Source organism: Sphingomonas sp. Leaf242 (assembly GCF_001422045.1).
In the GTDB taxonomy this organism is placed as follows: domain Bacteria; phylum Pseudomonadota; class Alphaproteobacteria; order Sphingomonadales; family Sphingomonadaceae; genus Sphingomonas.
The window spans coordinates 78,578-98,516 of the sequence record NZ_LMLW01000008.1 but is presented as its reverse complement, the minus strand read 5'-3'; the positions used below and the strand labels follow the sequence as shown (position 1 = coordinate 98,516).

Genomic DNA, 19,939 nt, shown 5'->3' with positions numbered 1-19,939 from the left:
ATTCCAACGAAAGGATCGCACCATCAAACCGTGGGATCAAAGCCGCGTCGGTTCGCGTGAGTAGCGCTCTCTCGCCCCTTTGCCCCGCACCCGGGTAAGGCTCGCGGCATGACCCGTGCTCCCCTCACGCCCACAACTTCGCCGCTCCTACACATAAGCCTGCATCCTGATTGCAGACATTCATTCAGCGGTGCGCATCGTCGGAATGAGCATCAACCCGCGACCNACGCCCACAACTTCGCCGCTCCTACACATAAGCCTGCATCCTGATTGCAGACATTCATTCAGCGGTGCGCATCGTCGGAATGAGCATCAACCCGCGACCCTTTGCCCACTGCCGCATCGGCTTGGCTGGCATTGCAGCAGCGATGGTCGGGGCGTGCGGCTCGACTGAACTGCGCCTGCCGTCGTGTTGGCAGGCGAGAGAATTAAAGCAGGGCTCGACCTTCCGTGGAACGGTCCTGATTCTCGGTGGCGATGACACCCGACCCAGCATGTTTCCCCTGTCGTGCGATGGTGGCGTCGTCACCGATCTACCTGAGGGGTTTACCTTGCCCACGCCCAGAGGAGCGCCTTTCAGCGAGCCGTCAGAACGACGTTTTTTAAGGCGGATGTCGTTGGCAAGGTGGCGGGCATCGCATTCGATAGGCCGAGCGTCCAACTCGAACAAATCGTTCATGTCCAAGTTGGCTTCGTGCGAATGGCAGCTAATCACATCCGAGAAGCCCAAACCTGCCGTTCCGACTTCCTTTCAATCAGCGACCGACTAGTCTTTTTCCTGAAAAGCAGCCGGTCCGCTTTCCTTCCAAACCGGCCGTTCCGCGGCGGAGATACTCTCCGCCGCGGCCTTCCAAAAGCCGCGCATCTGCTTCGATCTCGACATGCTACGGGGGCGATGTACCCCGGCGATACCCCTGTAGGGCGGCGCGGATGCAATACATTTATGATGGATGCAAAAAAACCATCTCGCACCCTCGTCTTTTTAGCAATTTGATCGTGGCTAAGGCACTGCAATCCGGCGCGAACGATGGAACCTGCCGTGCCCCACAATATCAATTACGAGTTGCTGACAGAGATTGAGCTAGCGGTGGCATCGCGCGCAAAAACCGCTGTCGAGCGGCGAAGCCATTTAGATCAAGCGGCAGTCTATGCGACGCTCGGCGAGAAGTACCGCGACGAACGTGCGCTCTTGGTTCTTGCCGCATAGGTGTTCCTGCGGCGGAGGTGCCCTCCGCCGCAGGCTTCCCCAAGCCGCGGAAAATCCGTCGTTCTGGACGTGCTACAGGGCCGATGTACCCCGATCATACCCCATTGCCATGCTCAACTCGACGCAAATCGGAAGCGAATTGAACTGTCGATTTCGTTCGATACCAGCGACCTGTTAGCCATGCCTGTGCCGAATGAGATAGGCTAGCCCAGTTGTTGAAGCGCCACCTGTCGTTCGCTTCGGTAACGCTTCTTCAGCCGGCCGAGACCGTTCTTGTCCACATAGGCTTCGCGAATGTCGTACAGTGTGTTGATCAGGGTGCGCTCATAGTCGCGCCGGTCCCCCTCCGGCGGGGGGCCGACCTGCTGTACCGCTTGCGCTACAAGCTTGGGCGCGCGCCCGTGTTGGACGCCCATTGACCACACGACGTTCTGCACCGTGCGCGAGAACGACGTCAGGTCTACCTTCGTGACGTTGCGCACATAGCTTACGACCGGGTTGAAATGCGTACGTGCGATATAATCGTGCTGAGCTTCGAAAAAGACTATTGGCGACTCTGCGGCAATCGTCTTCCACATTTGTTCGAACGCTCCGTGCGGCAGCGCCGGATTCTCGTGGCCAAACCGTGCCCCCCAGCGCGTGCCGTCGGCGCGTAGAAAAGCCTGTACCTGCCGCCCGCCTTTGGCCGAGCTGGCAAGTTGATAGGCACCATAGGACACGCCGCCCGGGTCGCCGCGCCCGCTAGACACCACGGCCGCCGCCTGCGCTTCTTGCCCGGGGCGATAGCCGGTTTCGTACACCATCGACAGGTTGCCTAAACGGCTTGCCCCCGGCTGATGGATCGGCGCGGGTGAAGGCGGCGCAGGCAGGCGCGGCGCAGGCGGCATTGGAGCGTGCGGCGCTGCCGGCGCGCCAGTGGCTGGACGGCGGCGGCCGTGGGGTGGGAGTCGCAGCATCGCACCCACCGGTACGCGACGCGGATCAGTAATATGGTTAAGGTGGGCAATTGCCTGCCAGTCAAGTCCGTGGCTGTGCGCAATGCCGGCCAAGGTCTCCCCTGCGCGAACTCGATGCTGAAGGTGGCCATCGGGAGCACTTGCCATTCATTTTATCTTCATTCTCGGCGTAAGCTTATGAAATTATCGCAATGATGTTGGCAGGCAAACCCAATTTTTGCCGGTTGAAGCAGGCTAGGTGCACTCCTATAACGAGTCAATTGGCGAAAGCCCGCGGTCTCAAAGGAAGCGTGAATGCGCGTAAAGAATACCGGAATTCTGTCTACTATGCTGATCGCCGGCGGACTCGGGAGCGCACCTGTTGCAGCTGGGGCCCAGCAGGATGTCACCACGGGCTTCTCGCGCGCTTATCAAGCCTGCATCATCTACGGCGAAACGCACAACACCATCGCCATTCCCCAGAGCGAATGCGACGCTCGCGAACTGCGCGCGCAGGACGCTCGCCTCAACACTGCCTACAAAGCGGTGGTCGCTCGGCTTTCACCCGCCCGCAAGGCAGATCTGCGCACTGACGAACGAAACTGGATCTTAGCGCGCGACCATAAATGCGCCAAGCTGCCCGATCCGGACCTTACGACGGAATGCAAGATCAACGAGACGATCAAGCGAACTGCCTACTTACGGCGCTACAAATAGTCGAGCGGCGCATGACGGATGTAGGGAGGACCGATTCGTCGTGGCTTAAGCGACGGTTTTATCGTGCATAGGCTCAGGGACGCGGCGGATAATCTCTCCGCCGCACGAACACCTCTGTCCCGCGGAAACTCGCGGTTTCTGGACGTCATATGTCGCGATGTACTCCCTTGATACCCCAGATAGGCTGAGAGATCGGGCCAACTAAATCGGAATTGAACCATATCGCAGTCCGCTATCGCCCAATTGTCGCCGTCAAACCCGATCTAAAGCCTCCCCGATTGCGGACGTTGGCTAGTGGTGGCAACGTCTGTGACGAATTACAACGAGCAAGCCGCGCACGATGAGTGGCAGACGGCGCTATATGGGGCGTATCGAAGCTATTCGATCACCCTACAAGAACTCTCGACAACAAATTCGTGGCTTGATGTTCCTGTGTTGACGCAAGCGCTGAACACGTTGGCGACAGAAGTGTGGGGCCGGTGTTTCAGTATAAGCAACATCACAACGGCATTTAGCGATTCTGCACTGGAGTTGCGTCGCTACGCCGCTGGGGACGAGGTACGGCCATAAGTCCGTTATCGGTTGTATGTGCCGAGAAGCAGCGGGTCCGCTTTCATATCCATCCCGGCCATTCCGCTTACGCCCACACCCGGACGATGAGTTCGCTCGTCGCCGAAGGCAGGAAAGATTGGGTTCACGCGAAGGCGCAAAGGCGCGAAGGGCGTGCGGACGCCAGGCGTCCGTTGGCGCGATCGAGACGGCAAGGTTCTCGCTAGATGTTCGTTATTGGGACGGTGCTTTCGTCTCAGTAGCGTTTAGATTTCGACGTGCTAATCACAGTTCGGGCAAAAAAACGAAGGTCTGAACGTGGGTGTGCGAGATCGAATGATTTGCTGGGCGATCGGCCTGGGTAGTCCAGTTGGGCTGTACCTGTTGATCCGGCTGCTACCCAACGGGTTGACCGCAAGCGATGTCCAAATTCTGGTTCGTCAGGTAGCCTTGATCGCTATTCCAATTGCTTGGCTCGCATGGTTGGCGACCTGTAGCCCGCTATCCCCCACCGCGATTGGATTGGCTCCGCCACGATGGGGCGATCTAGGCTGGGGCGCAGGCGCTGCGTTGACCGGCATCGCATTCGCGGTGGCAACGTCGATGGTTCTTGCTGCCTGGGGCTTCGCCGTTGTTGCAAACGAACAGGTGTACGGATCGCTCGCTACCCGCCCGACATGGCTGATTTTGATGATCGTCGTCGGCGCGGTGATTTCGGAAGAGGTGGTATTCCGCGCCACCGTGATCCCGGCGATCGAGGCAGCAAGTAGTAGCACTGCATTAGCGATAGCGGTTTCGACCGCGGCCTTTGCATTGCCTCACATTGGCTATGGCATCGCAAAGTTGCCCATAACGTTTGCCGGGGGACTAGTGTTAGGTGGCATATTCGTATGGCGGCGTAGTCTTTTTACTACCGTGATCGCCCACACGTTGAACAACTTGGTGCCTCTCTCTCCAGTGCTAATACGCAGCTTGAGTTGATAACCAACCGCATGCCGCCGCTATGCCATCGACCTCAGCCTTTCCCGAAACTGGATCCTTTTCGGTAAAGGCAGGCGCGTTAGGCGAAGTCCGATAACGCCAACTGCCTTCCCAATAGCAGCCGTTCCGCTTTCCTTTCCCATTCCGGACATTGGCGAGCGGATAGGCGGGCTTGAAAATCGGTTATTCACAAAGATGAACCAGCGTCCGAAATTGGGAGGCGAGGGAAGAGGTGTGAGCGTCTGCTTGTGGGTCGTCGCGGTAGTGGCGGCTCCCGACGGGGTTAAGTCACTCCGCGGTCGACGTTTGAACATCTGCTCACGCCGGAACCGCCCCCTCCGATGAGAGACCAGACGAGCGCTGGTGAATGGGTAAATAGCATGAACGTGAACCAACTTACCCGGGTGTCTTGGAATTGTTACGCAGGCTGTGTAAATCGTGGTGATCTCCAATTCAGGAATTGTGATGCCTGAAAGTCGTACCGCCGAGTTCTCGTTTACGGTTCCAGACGACTGGAAGGACCGCCGGGTTATCGCCTGGTCTGCGCAGCCGCGGCCAGGTCAGGCCGTTGTGCCTAACGTACTAGCGACCTACGACCGCCTCCCGGAAGGGCGAACGTTGGAAGCCTTTGTCAATGGACAAGCCGATGATCTTGCCAAGCAGGCACGACGTTTTGCCTTGGTCGGTCGCCGCGAAGTTTTGCTGGACGGTCGCCGAGGGATCGAGATCGTGTTCCGCTGGGATGCTGGATCGGGTCTGATGCGACAGCGTCAAGTCTATGTCGCTTTGGACGACGGGCGAGTCATAACCGTCGTGAACACCGCTCTGGACGACGAGTTCGAGGCTATCGAGCCGGTATCGGTGCAATGCTCAGCAGGTTCCGCTGGGTCTCAACCGGAGCTGCGGACTAATGGAAGCCGCCCTCGCCGCCGCCCGCGTCGGGGATCCGATCGAGCATACGCCGGCGATGCTCGGCTTCGCGATCGGCGCGGCGATCGGCTTGGGAGTGGGAATTGCGCTGATGGGCGCGGCAGTCGCTGCGCCGTTCACCGGCGGACTTTCCTTGGTCGCCGCAGCCGGTGCGATCGCGGCCGTCGGCGGCATCACTGCGGCAACCGGCGCGGGGGCGCTCGCTGGCGGCAAGATCGCCAGCCTGATCGGCGCCTATGATGCAGGACCGATCGAGACGGGCTCGGGCAACGTTTTCATCAATGGCCGCCCCGCTGCGCGTGCAGTGAAGGACACGGCCGCCTGCAAAGACCACGCGCCGCACCGCCGCATTGCGCAGGGCAGCGACACGGTCTTTATAAATGGTTTCCCGGCCGCGCGGGTGACTGACAAGACTGAGTGCGACGGCACGATCTCAGAGGGATCGTCCAACGTCTTTATAGGTGGCCAGCAGAAGACTTATCTGGATGTCAGCCCCGAAATCCCTGCCTGGATGACCAATACCGCGCAATGGATGGTGGTGGTGGGCGGCGCGGTTGCCTTGGGTTTTGGCGGCCTTGCCGCGTTCATGAGCTGTGGTTTGGCGGGCCTCGCCAACTTCGCCGGTGGTATAGCGGTTGGCGCACTGGAAAGCCTTGCCGGCAAAGCAGCCGGGGGCGCGATCGGTGAAGCGCTGTGGGGCGAAAAAGGCCGCGAGATCGGCGAAACTCTGGGTGAGGTCACGGGCATCCGCGGTGCCAGCAAGGCGATCCGCACGACGCGGGGCCACCCGGTCGATGTCGCCACGGGCGAGTTGCTCATCGATCAGGTCGATTTCCGACTGCCCGGGCCTCTGCCGTTGGTTTGGGAGCGCAACTGGTCTTCGCGATCGAGCCACAACGGCGATCTCGGAGTGGGCTGGAGTCACCCATTTGACATGGCGTTGGAGCCGCTGCCCCAGCACGGCCTCGTTCAGCTCAGACTGCCCGATGGTCGGTTGACGTTCCTCCCTTGGGCGGAAACGGCCGCGCCGTCGATCAATACGGCCGAGCGGTTGATTCTGCACCGCGAGGCGGCTGGGTGGCGTGTGGCGGGGTATGACGGTGTGAGCTGGGTGTTTCCCGCTGCCTCGGATGGCATTGCTCCGCTCGCTGCAATTGTCGACGCGACGGGTAACGCCATCACCCTGCAACGTGATTCAGCGGGGCGACTGCGCGGGCTCATCGACAGCGGCGGGCGGCAGTTGGTGGTCGAAAGCGATGCAGCGGGCCGCATCACCGAGGTGGATGGGCCACATCCCGACGATCCCCGCGCGCGTATGCGTCTTGCTAGCTACAGCTACAGCTCCGATGGCGCGCTCCTCAGTGCGAGCGACGCCCGGGGCGGGGTGACTCACTATCGAAGCGACCGGCATTTGGTGGTCGAGGAGCATCGTCGCGGTGGGCTCTCATTCGTGTTTCGTTGGGACGAGGCGGCGCGGGGCCGCAACGCACGGGTGGTGGAAACCTGGGGCAGTGACGATCTCTATCACTGCAGCTTCGACTATCTGCCGAACGAACGCATGACGATCGTCACCGATGGGGCGGGCGGCGAGAGCGTCTATACATACAATCGTCTTGATCTCGTCATCCGCGAGCGCGATCCGCTCGGGCATGTCCGGCGCTGGCGCTGGTCGGAAGCCGGCGCGCCGATTGAGCATCGCGATGGCGAGGGACGCGTGTCGCTTCTTGCCTATGACGAATTCAATCGGCTGACCCGCGATAGCAGCCCGGCGGGCGGTACGGTGCAGCTTGCCTACGCCCCGCTCGACGAACAGGCGCCGCTGTCCTCGCCCAGCTTCGGCCTACCGGTGCTCGCTATGTTGCCGACAGGCGGAGTGCAGCGCTTTTGCTATGATGCGCGCGGGCAGTTGGTCGAGGCAGAGGACCCCGCCGGCCGGACTCTGCGCTTCCTGCGCGACACGCGCGGGCTTCCTTTGGCGGTAAGCGACGCCATCGGTCTGGTCGCCCGTTATGCCTGGGACGGATCGGGCAATCTGGTCCGCGAAAGCGACGGGCGTGAGACGGGCACGGACTATGCGCATGATGTGCTTGGACGTATTGCGGCGATGCGCCGCGCCGGTGAGGAGACGCGCTATACCCGCGACGCCAACGGCAATCCGGTCGCCATCACCCGCGTCTCCGACGGAGCGACCGTGGCGTTCGCCTATGACGCGGAGGACCGCGCGATCCTGCACCGCGATGCGCGCGGGCGGGAAACGCGCTTTCGGACGAAACGCCGGCCGATGCGTTGCAGAGGCTCTATCTCCACGAGCCCGGAAGCTTCCGCCCACTGGCGATCGCGCGGCGTGAGCGGGCGCAAATGCCGGCGGTGCTGCATCATTACCAACTCGATCGCCTCGGCACGCCGCAGGAGTTGGTCAACGACAATGGCCTCATCACCTGGCGCGCCGAACTCTCCGCCTGGGGCGAGCTCGCTCGAGCTGCGGAGGCACAAATTGCCAACCCGCTGCGCTTCCAAGGGCAGTATGAGGATACCGAGACCGGCCTCATCTACAACCGCCATCGCTATTACGATCCCTACGTTGCACGCTACACCGCACCCGATCCGATCGGGCTTGAGGGCGGGATGAACGTCCACGCCTATGTGTCGGACCCGACAAGCTGGGTAGACCCGTCCGGGCTGGAGTGGAAGCCAGGCATCGGTAGCCCGAGCATGTCCGAGGTTGGCGTTACGCCGAACGGCGGCCCAACCTTTGCCGGTACACACCATTTATTCCCCGTAACTGGCGAGCAACGGAATATTGTCCAGATCCCGATGCAGGGTAGCCGCTCGCGAGATTTTACGCAGGCGGACAAGGCGGCTGGCATCACGGCAAGCGATAGAGCGGGTACCTACACTTGGCACCATATCGACGATTTCGATCCGAAAACCGGCATGACGACAATGGAACTGGTAGATACTGATGCCCATCGCGCGGTTTCGGGCCACAAGGGGTCGGTTTACCAGTTTGAGCAGCATACCGGCCTTAAATATACGCAAGCCGGCGGCGGTGTCGCCTATTCGGAAAAACAGGGGTGGGTGCTTGGCTCGCCCTGCAAAATATAGGTGAAACAATGAGATTTGAAAAAAAATGCCACAAATCGTCGTTATCGGATCAAGATATTAAGGACGCGGAGGAAGTAGTTGTAAGTATTCCGAGGGATTTGATGAATCTTTATCGTCAAAAGAATGGAGGAATACCCAGTAGAGGCATTTTCATTGCCGAAAACGGAGACGAATACCTGTTGGATTATCTCTTTCCTATACCAGAAGTCAGATTGGAGCCAGCTAACCAGAATATAGTAAAGGTCAATCTCGCGCTAAAGCAGCAGCATTTAATTCCAGATGATAATCTGGCATTTGGATCAGACCCCGGAGGAAACTACTTTTCCATTGATAGATCCGATAATTCAATCTGGTATCATCCTATGGATATGTGGGAGGAGGATCGCTCCCCCCAAGAAAATCAAAAATCGACTATGGAGAAATTGAGTGAATCGTTTCCCGCATTCTTGCATGCACTAGCGGAACAGTGATACTGCCGTTAAAAGGCGAAGTGTATTTGCTACCGTGAAAGCGGTCGACGAGATTTTCTTACTGGCCTATCGCTATCCCCATTTCTAGTCAGCAGCCCGGTGCGATTGGGCTAGAGGGCGGGGCCAACGGCCAGGCTTATGTGCCAGACCCGCTAAGCTGGGTGGATCCGTTCGGGTTAGCGTGCGCGTTTGTTGACAATCACGGTCCGCTGAACATCCGCAACAAATATCCCGCCGGGTCTGCTTAGGACCTTGCGCTCCAGCAGCACGTGAATGACTGGAATGGGCAGCTCGGAGCGAACGGTCCGATGACCCGGCAAGCGGTGATACCGCAGATGCGGCAGGCCGCCGACCGAGCCGCCAACTCGGCAAAGGTACAAAATACCGGTGCCTATAATGGCACCGGTATGGCACCGGGGCATACGCCGGACGTGGGCTGGGGTGGTCAGCCGGCCGGGCCCATCATTCCGGTAAACAAATCTGTAAATAGTTATGTAGGGGGTGCGACGCAGGCCCTTCCTCCCGGCACGACTTACTCAAAGGTACAACTTTTCTAGGGCGCTATGTCATGATCGATGACCTACTTCGGCGAGCTGCGGCAAAGACGGATACGATTGCGAACGATCTGAACGCGGCGGATCCCGCGCAGCCGCCGCCCGAATGGGTGGTTCCTGTACGCTTTAATCCCGAGCCGTTCGTGGATCAGGTGCCGACCCTGGCGAAGGGCGTATGTCGGCCTGTCAGCCCGATGCTGCGCGCGCGCTTCCAGGCCTTCGGGCGCTGGCGGCTCGCCACACACGGCCATTGGCTCTCATCCGCTGACATGGTGGCATTGTGGGATGAACCGGCTGACCCGCTGTTGCGGGAGATTCGCGAGATGAGGGAGGCGGCGGAGGAGAACTGGCCAAACGACGCTTCTGCGCTGTTCCGCCCGGAACGCTTGTCGCTGTTTGCTGGCAATGATGTCTCCAACGACAAAATTTATCTACTTTGGCTCGATTGCGCAGATGAGCCGGAACTCTGGGTCTATGATTCGAACGGTGAAGGCCGTTACTCTGACCTCGCGGCCTATCTTACCGCTTATCTCTGCGATGATCTGACGGCGTTCGAACGATCCTGGCGTGCGTGATTGGCGGGGTCATATCGTCTTGGTAACCACCTGCGTGTCTGGGGCGACCGGCGCTTCGATTATGTCGCGGACAGCGCCGCGTGCGGGAGTTGATCGGGACAGGCGAAGGGCGCGAGGGCGCTATCGCCGGGGCGGCTAGCCGAACTGGTGGGACACTTGCGCCGGAGCACGCACTTCGGGGCGTCGGCGATCTTCAACACCGATCATCCAAGCCAATTTACGAGCCGGGTGTTCACCGCAGTCCTGCACCGCGAAAAGATCGCTATCCCAAAAGATCGCAGTCCGTCATTCTTTCGCACATACTGGGGAAAAGTGATCCGCGAAGGATGACGGCTTCTTGCCGATGCCGTCGTTAGGGGAGCCTGGCTTGAACAACGGCTTCGTCCCAAACCAAGCCAATCCATTCCGCGCTTCTCACATGAAAGAACGGCCGAAGTTGAGGAAATGAAAAGAGCCTGCGAGCGTCCGGGAATGGGTCAAGTTAGCAGAAGTGCCGCTAATTGGAGAGGTGACGGGAATCAGGCGTCTGCCGCGATTTTGCGCAAGGCGCGCTCAAACGCTTCTGGAGGCTGGCCGCCCGAGATCAGATAGCGATCATTGACGATGACTGCAGGTACCGCGCTGATCCCGTGCGACTGCCACGACCGCTCGGCGGTGCGGACATCTTGGGCAAATTCGTCCGACGCAAGAATCGCAGCGGCTCGCGTTGGGTCTAGCCCGACATTGGCTGCGGTGACGACCAGTACGGTATGGTCGGACGGGTTCTGCTGATCGGTAAAATAAACGTCAAATAATGCCCGCTTCAGCGCCGGCTGCCTGCCCTTAATATGCGCCCAATGCAGCAGTCGGTGCGCGTCAAACGTGTTGTAGATGCGGCTCGTCTCCGACATCCGCATCACGAAACCAAGATCGGCAGCGCGATCGCGGATCATTGTGCGATTGGCGGCCGACTGCTCAGGCGTCGAGCCATACTTCTCCGCAATATGTTCGCCGATATTTTGCCCCTCGGTGCCCATCTGCGGGTTCAGCTCGAAGGGCTGGAAGGTGATGTCCGCGTCGATCAGGTCTCCAGTGCGAGCGAGCGCCTCTTCGAGGCCGAGCAGGCCGATAACGCACCAAGGACAAGACACGTCCGAGACGAAATCGATTTTCATGGGCTTGGACATGCATCACCGTCGTCAGCTGGAGGGAGAACGCGAAACCTAGGGACGCTGTAGGCGAAATGCATCAGCGTCGCGCATGCGGTGCGGTTCAGGCAATCGACGGGCCTTCATGAACGGCTGCAACTGGGTCTCAACGGCTATAATGCCGATGCCCGATAGCGACGCGGCCATCAGGAGCGGCTAAGCGGCCCGCATGGTCATCAAGACGCATGGACCCGGCATCAGTCCCGGCCTCACCGCAATATTCTCCGTCTCATGCGGCCTGATGGTCGCGAACCTCTATTATGCGCAAGCGCTGATCGGCGAGATAGCACCGGCGTTAGGTCTCCACGGCGCTGTCGCCGGTCTGGTCGTTACCACAACGCAGCTTGGATATGGGGCAGGCCTGTTCTTCGTCGTCTCCCTCGCGGATCGGGTCGAGAACAAACGGCTCATCGTGATGCTGACGGGCGGGGCATGTTTCGGCTTGCTCGGCACGTGGATGGCGACGGGAGCAGCGAGCTTCCTGTTCTTCTCATTCCTGACGGGCTTCTGCTCGGTCGGCGCGCAGATCATGGTGCCACTTGCGGCCCATCTGGCGCCGGAAGCGACCCGCGGTCGGGTCGTCGGCAATATCATGGGTGGGCTGATTACCGGGATCATGCTTGCTCGCCCGCTGGCGAACGGTATCGCCGCCATAGCCGGCTGGCGCATGATCTTCGTGCTCTCGGCAATAGCCATGGCGGCACTGACTCTACTCATTATCCGCGCCGTCCCGGAACGGCATCCCGAACCTGATCTGCGCTACGGCCAACTTCTTCGGTCGAGTGTTTCGCTGTTAGTCAAAACCCCGACGATCCGGCGCCGGACTGCCTATCAGGCAACGATGTTCGCTGCGTTCAATCTGTTCTGGACGGCGGTGCCGTTGCTGCTTGCAGCTCGCTTCGGCCTGGGACAGCCCGGCATAGCTTTGTTTGCGCTTGCCGGAGCGGGCGGCGCGCTGGCGGCGCCGATCGCCGGGCGGCTGGGCGATCGTGGGCATATTCGAGCAGGCACGGCGGTTGCGTTAACAGCCGCGATCGCTGCCTTTCTGATTGCCGGCTGGGCTGCTGCGGCGCATGCGCTGATCCTGCTTGCTGCGGCGGCCGTGCTGCTCGATGCGGCAACCCAGCTGAACCAGGTGCTTGGTCAGCGCGTGCTGTTCTCGATAGCTCCCGAGGCGCGCGGGCGCATCAACGCGGTGTACATGACGGTCGTTTTCCTTGCCGGAGCACTTGGCTCGATGCTCGCGACCGTGAGTTTCGAGCAGGGAGGCTGGACAGCGACGGTGTCGGTGGGAGCGGCCCTTGCCACAGCGGCGCTTCTTCTATTTCTAACGGAGCGTCGAGCGGCCGCGGTCTAGATGGTGCTGCGGGGGCCCTCTACAAACGGCACCGTACTGCAGCCAGATCTCCAAGCCAATTTGTGGCCCGAATTTGCGTTCACCTGCATATTGAACGAGTAGCCGGAGATGGAACGCGATATCTCGGCTTGGAATGCCAAATGATGGGTCGCAATTGAAAAGCGAGAGAGGCTGACTGGCGTCAGTAAATTGCCGCTGCTCTGCAGCTGTTCAATGCCACGGCGTAGAGGAGGACAAAATAGGCGGGCATACTCGCGGTTGAACTGCGATGGGCTTTGGTAGCCCACGGCAAAACCTGCGCTGCTTGCTGTCGTGCCCCCTGACAGCATCAGACGTCGCGCCTCCTGTACGGTAGCAATAGTTTGCCGCACAGGTCGCCCGGCGAGCGATCATTTTTCCATGAACTGTGCAAAGGCGTCTCGCCAGTCTGGGTGCCAGCGCGACAGGGCTGGACGGTTCTCGATCAGGTCTCCTGCCGCCCAAGCCATACGCTTGGCATCCTGTTCGGCCGTGGTCTCGTTGTCCGGGCACAGGATGTAGAAGTCGCCCGCTGCTACCCGGTCCATCATCAGCGCGACGACCTGTTCAGGCGTCCATGCAGCGGGCGGTTTCTCCGGCGGTCGCCCGGCGGTCGCCCGGCGGTCATCCGCCGCCGGTACACACTCGATCACGACGTTACCCGGATCCACGGCGGTGTCGCCGGCGACGCACGGCAGGTCGCGGTCGATGCGTTCCAGCGCCGGCCGAACGGGTTCGACGTGATGATCCTGTCGCCCAAGGCCGGTGGGGTGGGAATCACGCTGACGGCGGCCAATCACGTCATTCATCTGTCGCGCTGGTGGAGCCCGGCTGTAGAGGATCAGGCGACCGATCGGGCCTTCCGCATCGGACAGACGCGAGACGTTCACGTCTATCTCCCGCAATCGGTCCATCCCGACCCGGCGATCCGCCCTATGAGCTTCGACCTGAAGCTTGACGATCTGATGCGTCGGAAGCGTGAACTTAGCCGCGGTCTTCTTTTGCCGGGCGAGGACGAGCGGGACGCCTCGTCGTTGTTCGACGAGGTTTTGGGTGCAGGCACGCGGCCTGCCGAAGCGGATACCCCGCCCACGGGTGAAGTGGTCGCACCTGCTGCCGAGCCTGCGACTGTCGCACCACCGAGGCCGACATTGTCAGCACGCGTTACAGCAAAACCGGAAACGCCAAAGGTGGACTGGCCCGCCAGAATGGTGTTCCAGCCGAAGATACGACACAATCTCGACATTTTCGCGAAACCGGTCGCGGATCAACCCTTGGCCGATCTGTCGATACGCGATCCCTATGGGTGTGCGGACGGACGCAACCGGCAATGCCTGATCGACTTCATGGCCCTGCTGGTCGCCGCCGCGCGTCATGTCGGTGAGATCACCGTCGTCAGCTTCGATGCCGACAGCGTCGATCGTTACGCGGCGGAAAGCTAGGTCCAGCGATATGACGATCTTCAGGCCCGGTGCAAGGGGGCATTGCCCGGCGGGCCGTCGCTGCGCCATATTCAGCTTTTCCGTCGCCAGAGCCGAAGCTTCCATGATCGATCCGTCAAGGCACGGATGACGAGAGGACGAGAGATCATCTGAGACGTGTCGAACGGGATCGACGGCGTAATGCTGCCCGACAAGGAGTGCACCGTGCACGTCACCGTTGGGCCCGACACGGTCGGCTGATTATCCTGGTCAGTTGCATATGGCGGAAATCCTGACTTACGTCGCGACCATGACCGATCCCGCCGCTATCGACGCCTTCATTGCGCACTTGCGTGGCACCGGCGGGTCGGAACTGGCCAATACGCAAAGCTTCCTGAACGGGCTGTGCGCGCTGATCAGCGTCGATCCGCCGCATGGCAGCCGCAGCGATGACGCGCATAACGACTATGTGTTCGAACGGCGCCTTTTGCAAAACAATGGCGACGGCAGCGTCAGCTTCGGTCGGATCGACGCCTATAAGCGCGGCGCCTTCATCCTCGAGGCCAAGCAGGGCAGCGACGCCGATCGTGCGGCGGCGACGCGCGGCGATGACGATCTCGACCTATTCGGCCAGACCGCCAGCGCGCGGATGAAACGCGGCACCGCCCGGGGCACGCCGGGCTGGACGAAGGCGATGGTCCAGGCGCGCGGGCAGGCAGAGCGCTATGCCAAGGCGCTGTCGGTCGATTATGGACCTCCCGGCATGCCCAGTGGTCATCGTGTGAGGGTCAGCAGGAGAAGCAGGCTCGATTCAATCATCATTCGGTAGATTAAGCCCTCCGGCCTGCGGAGCTCAGCGCGCCAAACTCTGGCGACCGGGCCGATCGAGACCCTCGAGTCGCCCGGGTGGGGCCGGCGGGCGTAGCCACGGCGCGGACGGCACCCCGTCCGAAGGGCTCAACCGGCCCGTGGTCTCGCCCATTCAGCCAAGCCTTGATCCTAACGTAGTAGCCACTCGGGCAACCAATGAGCCGGATGCGTAAAACTAGGCAGGCGTATGTCGGCTCTCGTTAGATACAGAGGTTTGGATCCTCTGATGGGAATGGCAGCTTCATCCCAATTCAAATCGGTCTGGCTGGCCCGGCCAAACCACCGAAGCGAGCGGTTTCCAGTAGATGAACGAATGGCAAAAGCTGAGAAGCCGCCAGAACCTCTGAACGCCCGGAAACGGGTGTGGGCAGCTGCTGATCGAGCGAATGATCGATCCACAGCCGTTCCGCAGCCGATACTTAAAAATCACTTGCAGCCAAACTCCTTGAATCCAGCAATTTAATGCGGCCGTCTGCAGTAGTTAGTTCGTCGGGGAAAGAAAACGAGATGGGGAACATCAGCGCGGCATGGACCACATGCATGATAGACATCTCGCATTATCAAGAACAGGTCGCTGATTGGGCCGCCGTCAAGCGAGCCGGTATCGTTGCCGTCGTCCACAAAGCCACCGAAGGGGGCGATTGGACTGATGAAAATTACAAGCGCCGCAAGCATGAAATCAAAGAAGCGGGCCTTTTGTGGGGTGCTTATCACTTCGCTGGAAAATCTGCGGACGGAACATTACAGGCTCAACACTTTCTTGATTTTGCTAAGCCTGAGGATAACGACCTCATCGCCTTTGACTGCGAGAGATATGGTGTTTTCAAGCAGATGGAAGAATTTTGCCTAGAAATTCACCGTCAGCTCAATAGATGGCCGGTGATCTATGGCCGGCATCGACTACGATTAGTGATGAAGGGTAATGGTAGCTCACCAGTAACCAAGGGTGAAGCCATATAGTGCCATGCCGGAGGGTTGGGATGACTGGACCATCTGGCAGTATACCGAAGGCCTGCACGGTCCCTAGCCCCGCGCGACCCCAGGCTTCGGAAAAGTCGACCGAAACGCCTTTAAGGGAACTACAGAGGCCTTTTTGAAGGCTTGGCCCTTTAAGGAACGTTGAGCTCATTGGGGGATCTGCCGCCATCACCATGCTTCGTTGTTCAGGCAGTTTTGAGCGCCATGTGCTTTGTCACAGCCTTTTGAGGTTCGACCTTGCCGGTCGCAACACCGTGACCCGTTGGGCTTCGTTCATGAAGTGCTTGCCAGACCGCGTGAACGCAAGCACCTGTTGGTCCGTCGGCAGCGATGAGGCTATCGCCCTGGTGAAGGTCCGCCATCGACAGGTGTAGTAGCCCATTGTTGCGGAGCTTGCACTTGGCCTAATCATGCCCTGAGCGACGATGCCGCGCGCGCCATGGACCGCAACGTGCATCCAGGTTGCCGTCACACTCGATGATCTAGACTTTCTCACCCCAGTAGACCTTAGGCCTTCGATCCGTTTTCTGATGCATGTTGGCGACGTCAGTCGAGGTACTTGAACCTGGTTCGGTCCTCTGCGCGTTGCCCAAGAGCGGACGCTAAAGCTAGGGCCAGTGCCAGTGCACCGGCCCACCGCGGTGTTACGTCAGACGACAGCGCCTCTCGCTCGCTTACGCATCAAAAGTGCCCATAAGGCGTTTAGTTCGGCGTCTTATCTCAAAACGCGATCTTGAACTGTCCCCCGATGATCCGCGGCTCGTTGATCATGCCTGTCAGGTTGTTGAAGTCGATCGCGCTGATGCTGCGATACTGGTTGGTGATGTTGCGGACGAATGCGCCGACCTCATACCCCTGCGGCGATTTATAGCCGACCTTGAGCCCGCCTTCGAGCGACGACTTGCCGGTGAACTCTACCGCTTCATACAGGAAGAAGTTGATTCGGCTGCGATAGACCCAGTCGGTATAGGCATAGACCTCGCCGCCGTTCGCGAGCGGGATGCCGTAGCGCGCGGTCCAGTTGGCGATCCAGCGCGGCGCCTGGGGAAGGTCGTTGCCGTCGATCACCGCGAACCCGTTGACGATCGGATCGAGCACGGTGCAGGTCGCGCACACCCCGACGCCGATGTTCCGGTCGCGGATCTCGGTGAAGTTGTAACTGCCGCTCGCGGTCAATGTCAGCTCGGGAAGCGGACGTGCCTCAAACTCGCCCTCGACGCCGTAACCGATCGCCTTGTTCGCGCTGATCAGACGTGCCGAGTTGCTGTTGCCGCCGACCGCAGTGATCTGCAGGTCCTTGGTGCTGTACCAATAGGCGTCGAGCGAGAAGTTCACTTTCCGATCGAGCAGCGTGCCCTTAAAGCCGCTTTCGCCCGAAAAGGTCGTCTGCTTCGGCGCCGTGCTCTGGACGCTGCCGAAGGTCACGCGGTCCTGGATCGCAGGGCCCTGATAACCGGTCGCGAGCCGCGAATAGACGTTGATCGCGGGCGTCAGTTCATAGGTCGCGCTCGCGTCCCACGTGACGTTCGAGCCACGGACGATCGCGCGCGCGGGCAGCGTGTCGCTGATCCCGGTGCCGGGGATCGGCGCGGTGACGAGATCGTTGCGATAGTCGTGCGAGTAGCGGACACCCGCGCGCAACGTCAGCAACTCGACCGGCTTGGCTTCGATCGACGCGAACGCGCCGTAATTCTCGTTGCGATTGTCGTGGAAGATGTCCTGGTCGAGATCGGTCGCGCGCGAACCGGTGCCGCCAAACGCGTAGTCGTACTGGTGATAGCGCAACGTCTGGTGGAAATAATACAGCCCGCCCTGTAGGCGGATGCCGTTCATATCCTCGCTGGCGTAGCGCAGTTCCTGGCTGAACTCCTTGGGCTTGGTCAGGCCACCGGTGTTCGACGGGAACAGGCCGACGCCGATCGCGCCGATCGTCCCGCCGAGGAAGGTGTAGTTATTGCCGCCGTCGACATCGCCGGTGCTCTCGACCTTGGCCTGTTCATAACCCGTGACCGAGTAGAAGGTGCCGATGCCGTCGAGGTGATAGTCGAGCCGGAGGTTGGTGCCCCACTGCGTGAGGCTCTGGCTGGTATAGCCGTCGAGCGTGACGTGCTTGGGGTCGAACCCGGTGTTGAAGTCGTTGGTCCCCGGCTTGAACAGTCCGGCGCGGAAAATGCGCGGCGAGCCCGTCAGGTCGCGGACATGGACGTTCAGCAATGCGTTGAAATCGCTGCTGGTATAGCCGAGCTGGAAGCGGCCGGCGACGTCGCGATAGCCTTCGAGCTTGCGATCCGCATTGCCCGTCGTGGAGTCGTTCGTGACCCAATCGTCGCGCGACTGGATAATGCCCGACGCGCGAAATGCGAAGCCGTTGCCGATCGGCAGGTTGAGCGCCGCCTCGCCGTTGATCGTGTTGTAGGTCGCCCAGGACCCGGTCGCATAGCCCGAGACCTTGTCCGGGTTCGGCTTGGCGGAATCGATCTTCACGACGCCGGCCGGCGTGTTGCGCCCGAACAACGTGCCCTGCGGCCCGCGCAGCACTTCGACGCTTTGCAGATCGAAGACCGGGAACGACTTGAGCATCGGATTCTCGAGCGCGACGTCGTCATACACCACCGACACCGGCTGCGCGGCGTTGGGATCAAAATCGGTATTGCCGAGGCCACGGATATAGAAACGTGGGAAAGTGCGGCCGAACGACGATTCGACCTGGAGGCTCGGCGTGCGGCCGGCGAGGAAGCGAATATCGAGGCCGCTCGAATTGAGCACGTCGAGCTTTTCGCCACTGATCGCGGTAACCGCGATCGGCACGTCCTTCGACGATTCCCGACGGCGGGTCGCCGTGACCACGATGTCGCCGACGCCCTGTTCGCCAGCCGGACCGGCGACGGCTTGCCCGGTCGGCGCCTGATCCTGCGCGACGGCGGGCGCGGCAAAGACGAGTAACGGCGCGCTGGCAGCCAGCAGCTTGGCGATGGCAGACGTACGAACGGGCAAGCGAATCATGGATGGTCCCCCTTTGGCTTCGAACATCCTCCCGCGTCGATCCGTGTGACCCGAATCCGTCACCGACCGGTAACATCACTGCAACGCGCGGCAATAGACCCGATCGGGGGCGATGCATTTTTGCTGAGCACCGCGACATCTTTGCCCCAGTTGGCGCTGCCGCCACGGTGACGTTTAGAGCTGAGTGATCGTGTGTAGAGCGCGTGCATCGCCGCACACATTTTCGCATTGTCGCCACGAAGCACGACGGTCTGCGCGCGTAATGGGGGGACGATTGACCGCCAGGGTACGCCCAAGCCGCACCTGCCTGAAGGACGACCGCCCGACAGCGTGCGCGAAAAGCTCGGTCGCTATGCTCCGCCGCCCAGCGCCGACAGCTTCAGCGTGGTCGATGACTCGGCCCGTATTCTGATCATGGTGGACGAGGCACATCGGACCCAGGGCAGCGACATGGGCGACAATCTGTTCGAGGCGTTTCCCAATGCTGCGCGGATCGCCTTTACCGGCACGCCGCTGAAAACCGAACGCCATGGCGGGCGCCAGACGGTGAAGCGGTTCGGCGAGTAAATCGATACCTACAAGCTGATCGACGCGGTCGCTGACGGGGCGACGCTGCAGATTCTATACGAAGGCCGCACCGCGAATACCGCGCTGCGCGACAAGGTGGAATTCGACCAGGCGTTCGAGGATATGTTTGAGGAGCGGTCGGCGGCGGACCTGTTGGCCATCAAGAAGAAGAAATATGGCGCGACCGGCGACATATGGAGGCCGAAAGCCGGATCGGCGCGATCGCCCACGATCTGGTCGGGCATTACATCGACCAAATCCTGCCCAACGGTTTCAAGGCACAGGTGCGCTGGAACCCGTGCAAAAACGGTATAGTCCTGACCGGTATTTGCTCATGGCGCAGCGCAGCAAAGTTATCAATGCGTCAGCGAGCCAAGGTCGTAGTGGATTGTACGCACAACAGTATAAAGGCTGCTGGAGAGCGACCGTTCAGTCCGGTGGCGACAAGCCGTGCAACGATCCAAGTCTAGATTTCATAACTCGGGTCAGTGGCGGATAAGCCGTGGTGTTCCGGA

Annotated in this window: 15 protein-coding genes and 5 pseudogenes; 16 read left to right on the top strand and 4 right to left on the bottom strand. The window is 60.4% G+C overall.

Features of this window, described 5'->3' with window-relative positions:
• Positions 1-280: 280 nt before the first annotated feature.
• Positions 281-679 carry a hypothetical protein gene (locus ASF09_RS20250; RefSeq protein WP_156359288.1) on the bottom strand — a complete coding sequence of 133 codons (399 nt, stop codon included), beginning with the start codon at positions 677-679 and terminating at the stop codon, positions 281-283.
• A 360-nt stretch (positions 680-1,039) separates the two neighbouring features.
• Between ASF09_RS20250 and ASF09_RS08260 the strand changes: the two genes are divergently transcribed.
• Complete coding sequence (locus ASF09_RS08260) at positions 1,040-1,207, top strand: hypothetical protein (protein WP_156359287.1); 168 nt, start codon at positions 1,040-1,042, stop codon at positions 1,205-1,207.
• Between the two features lie 203 nt (positions 1,208-1,410).
• Here the strand turns inward: ASF09_RS08260 and ASF09_RS08255 are convergent, their stop codons facing one another.
• Positions 1,411-2,094, bottom strand: a complete 684-nt coding sequence (locus ASF09_RS08255) for a hypothetical protein (protein ID WP_327196561.1) — start codon at positions 2,092-2,094, stop codon at positions 1,411-1,413.
• Between ASF09_RS08255 and ASF09_RS20940 the strand changes: the two genes are divergently transcribed.
• The 9 genes and pseudogenes from ASF09_RS20940 (at position 2,031) to ASF09_RS08225 (ending at position 10,023) form a co-directional block, all read left to right on the top strand.
• The gene (locus ASF09_RS20940) at positions 2,031-2,195 is read left to right on the top strand and encodes a hypothetical protein (protein WP_235529754.1); all 165 of its coding nucleotides are present in this window, start codon (positions 2,031-2,033) and stop codon (positions 2,193-2,195) included. The genes ASF09_RS08255 and ASF09_RS20940 overlap by 64 nt on opposite strands.
• A gap of 262 nt (positions 2,196-2,457) precedes the next feature.
• Positions 2,458-2,859 carry a lysozyme inhibitor LprI family protein gene (locus ASF09_RS08250; protein WP_082444189.1) on the top strand — a complete coding sequence of 134 codons (402 nt, stop codon included), beginning with the start codon at positions 2,458-2,460 and terminating at the stop codon, positions 2,857-2,859.
• 1,119 nt (positions 2,860-3,978) lie between these two features.
• Positions 3,979-4,389 carry a CPBP family intramembrane glutamic endopeptidase gene (locus ASF09_RS20585; RefSeq protein ID WP_162237242.1) on the top strand — a complete coding sequence of 137 codons (411 nt, stop codon included), beginning with the start codon at positions 3,979-3,981 and terminating at the stop codon, positions 4,387-4,389.
• A gap of 465 nt (positions 4,390-4,854) precedes the next feature.
• Positions 4,855-5,151 (top strand): annotated as a pseudogene (locus ASF09_RS21210) (DcrB-related protein); the annotation flags it as partial.
• A gap of 148 nt (positions 5,152-5,299) precedes the next feature.
• Positions 5,300-6,304: pseudogene (locus ASF09_RS21205) on the top strand (DUF6531 domain-containing protein); the annotation flags it as partial.
• A 1,373-nt stretch (positions 6,305-7,677) separates the two neighbouring features.
• A pseudogene (locus ASF09_RS21200) lies at positions 7,678-7,941 on the top strand (RHS repeat domain-containing protein); the annotation flags it as partial.
• 3 nt (positions 7,942-7,944) lie between these two features.
• A complete protein-coding gene (locus tag ASF09_RS19735; RefSeq protein WP_060525798.1) occupies positions 7,945-8,424 on the top strand; it encodes an HNH endonuclease in 480 nt (159 codons plus the stop codon).
• Complete coding sequence (locus ASF09_RS19730) at positions 8,394-8,894, top strand: SMI1/KNR4 family protein (RefSeq protein ID WP_156359284.1); 501 nt, start codon at positions 8,394-8,396, stop codon at positions 8,892-8,894. The genes ASF09_RS19735 and ASF09_RS19730 overlap by 31 nt, the downstream gene beginning before the upstream one ends.
• A gap of 568 nt (positions 8,895-9,462) precedes the next feature.
• A complete protein-coding gene (locus ASF09_RS08225) occupies positions 9,463-10,023 on the top strand; it encodes a hypothetical protein (protein ID WP_200912550.1) in 561 nt (186 codons plus the stop codon).
• A 518-nt stretch (positions 10,024-10,541) separates the two neighbouring features.
• On the opposite strand, the gene ASF09_RS08220 is transcribed toward ASF09_RS08225, so the two are convergent.
• Positions 10,542-11,177, bottom strand: coding sequence for a DsbA family oxidoreductase (locus tag ASF09_RS08220; RefSeq protein ID WP_082444244.1), 636 nt, complete (start codon positions 11,175-11,177; stop codon positions 10,542-10,544).
• Between the two features lie 202 nt (positions 11,178-11,379).
• Between ASF09_RS08220 and ASF09_RS08215 the strand changes: the two genes are divergently transcribed.
• The 5 genes and pseudogenes from ASF09_RS08215 (at position 11,380) to ASF09_RS08200 (ending at position 15,836) form a co-directional block, all read left to right on the top strand.
• Positions 11,380-12,567, top strand: coding sequence for an MFS transporter (locus tag ASF09_RS08215; RefSeq protein ID WP_060525796.1), 1,188 nt, complete (start codon positions 11,380-11,382; stop codon positions 12,565-12,567).
• A gap of 431 nt (positions 12,568-12,998) precedes the next feature.
• Positions 12,999-13,397, top strand: a pseudogene (locus ASF09_RS20925) (C-terminal helicase domain-containing protein); the annotation flags it as partial.
• 123 nt (positions 13,398-13,520) lie between these two features.
• Entirely contained in the window at positions 13,521-14,027 is a 507-nt protein-coding gene (locus ASF09_RS20675; protein ID WP_200912562.1) for a hypothetical protein, read from the top strand.
• Between the two features lie 259 nt (positions 14,028-14,286).
• Positions 14,287-14,835 carry a type IIL restriction-modification enzyme MmeI gene (locus ASF09_RS08205; RefSeq protein ID WP_060525794.1) on the top strand — a complete coding sequence of 183 codons (549 nt, stop codon included), beginning with the start codon at positions 14,287-14,289 and terminating at the stop codon, positions 14,833-14,835.
• Between the two features lie 581 nt (positions 14,836-15,416).
• A complete protein-coding gene (locus ASF09_RS08200) occupies positions 15,417-15,836 on the top strand; it encodes a glycoside hydrolase family 25 protein (protein ID WP_060525793.1) in 420 nt (139 codons plus the stop codon).
• 738 nt (positions 15,837-16,574) lie between these two features.
• On the opposite strand, the gene ASF09_RS08195 is transcribed toward ASF09_RS08200, so the two are convergent.
• A complete protein-coding gene (locus tag ASF09_RS08195; RefSeq protein ID WP_060525792.1) occupies positions 16,575-18,857 on the bottom strand; it encodes a TonB-dependent receptor in 2,283 nt (760 codons plus the stop codon).
• A 330-nt stretch (positions 18,858-19,187) separates the two neighbouring features.
• Between ASF09_RS08195 and ASF09_RS20665 the strand changes: the two are divergent.
• A pseudogene (locus ASF09_RS20665) lies at positions 19,188-19,739 on the top strand (DEAD/DEAH box helicase family protein).
• Positions 19,740-19,939: the final 200 nt, after the last annotated feature.

What these genes read in the sequence shown, in the direction of transcription:
- ASF09_RS20250 (WP_156359288.1), bottom strand. Translation starts at nt 679, where the DNA reads ATGAACGATTTGTTCGAGTTGGACGCTCGGCCTATCGAATGCGATGCC.
- ASF09_RS08255 (WP_327196561.1), bottom strand. Translation starts at nt 2,094, where the DNA reads ATGCCGCCTGCGCCGCGCCTGCCTGCGCCGCCTTCACCCGCGCCGATC.
- ASF09_RS08250 (WP_082444189.1), top strand. Translation starts at nt 2,458, where the DNA reads ATGCGCGTAAAGAATACCGGAATTCTGTCTACTATGCTGATCGCCGGC.
- ASF09_RS19735 (WP_060525798.1), top strand. Translation starts at nt 7,945, where the DNA reads ATGAACGTCCACGCCTATGTGTCGGACCCGACAAGCTGGGTAGACCCG.
- ASF09_RS08225 (WP_200912550.1), top strand. Translation starts at nt 9,463, where the DNA reads ATGATCGATGACCTACTTCGGCGAGCTGCGGCAAAGACGGATACGATT.
- ASF09_RS08220 (WP_082444244.1), bottom strand. Translation starts at nt 11,177, where the DNA reads ATGAAAATCGATTTCGTCTCGGACGTGTCTTGTCCTTGGTGCGTTATC.
- ASF09_RS08215 (WP_060525796.1), top strand. Translation starts at nt 11,380, where the DNA reads ATGGTCATCAAGACGCATGGACCCGGCATCAGTCCCGGCCTCACCGCA.
- ASF09_RS20675 (WP_200912562.1), top strand. Translation starts at nt 13,521, where the DNA reads ATGAGCTTCGACCTGAAGCTTGACGATCTGATGCGTCGGAAGCGTGAA.
- ASF09_RS08205 (WP_060525794.1), top strand. Translation starts at nt 14,287, where the DNA reads ATGGCGGAAATCCTGACTTACGTCGCGACCATGACCGATCCCGCCGCT.
- ASF09_RS08200 (WP_060525793.1), top strand. Translation starts at nt 15,417, where the DNA reads ATGATAGACATCTCGCATTATCAAGAACAGGTCGCTGATTGGGCCGCC.
- ASF09_RS08195 (WP_060525792.1), bottom strand. Translation starts at nt 18,857, where the DNA reads ATGATTCGCTTGCCCGTTCGTACGTCTGCCATCGCCAAGCTGCTGGCT.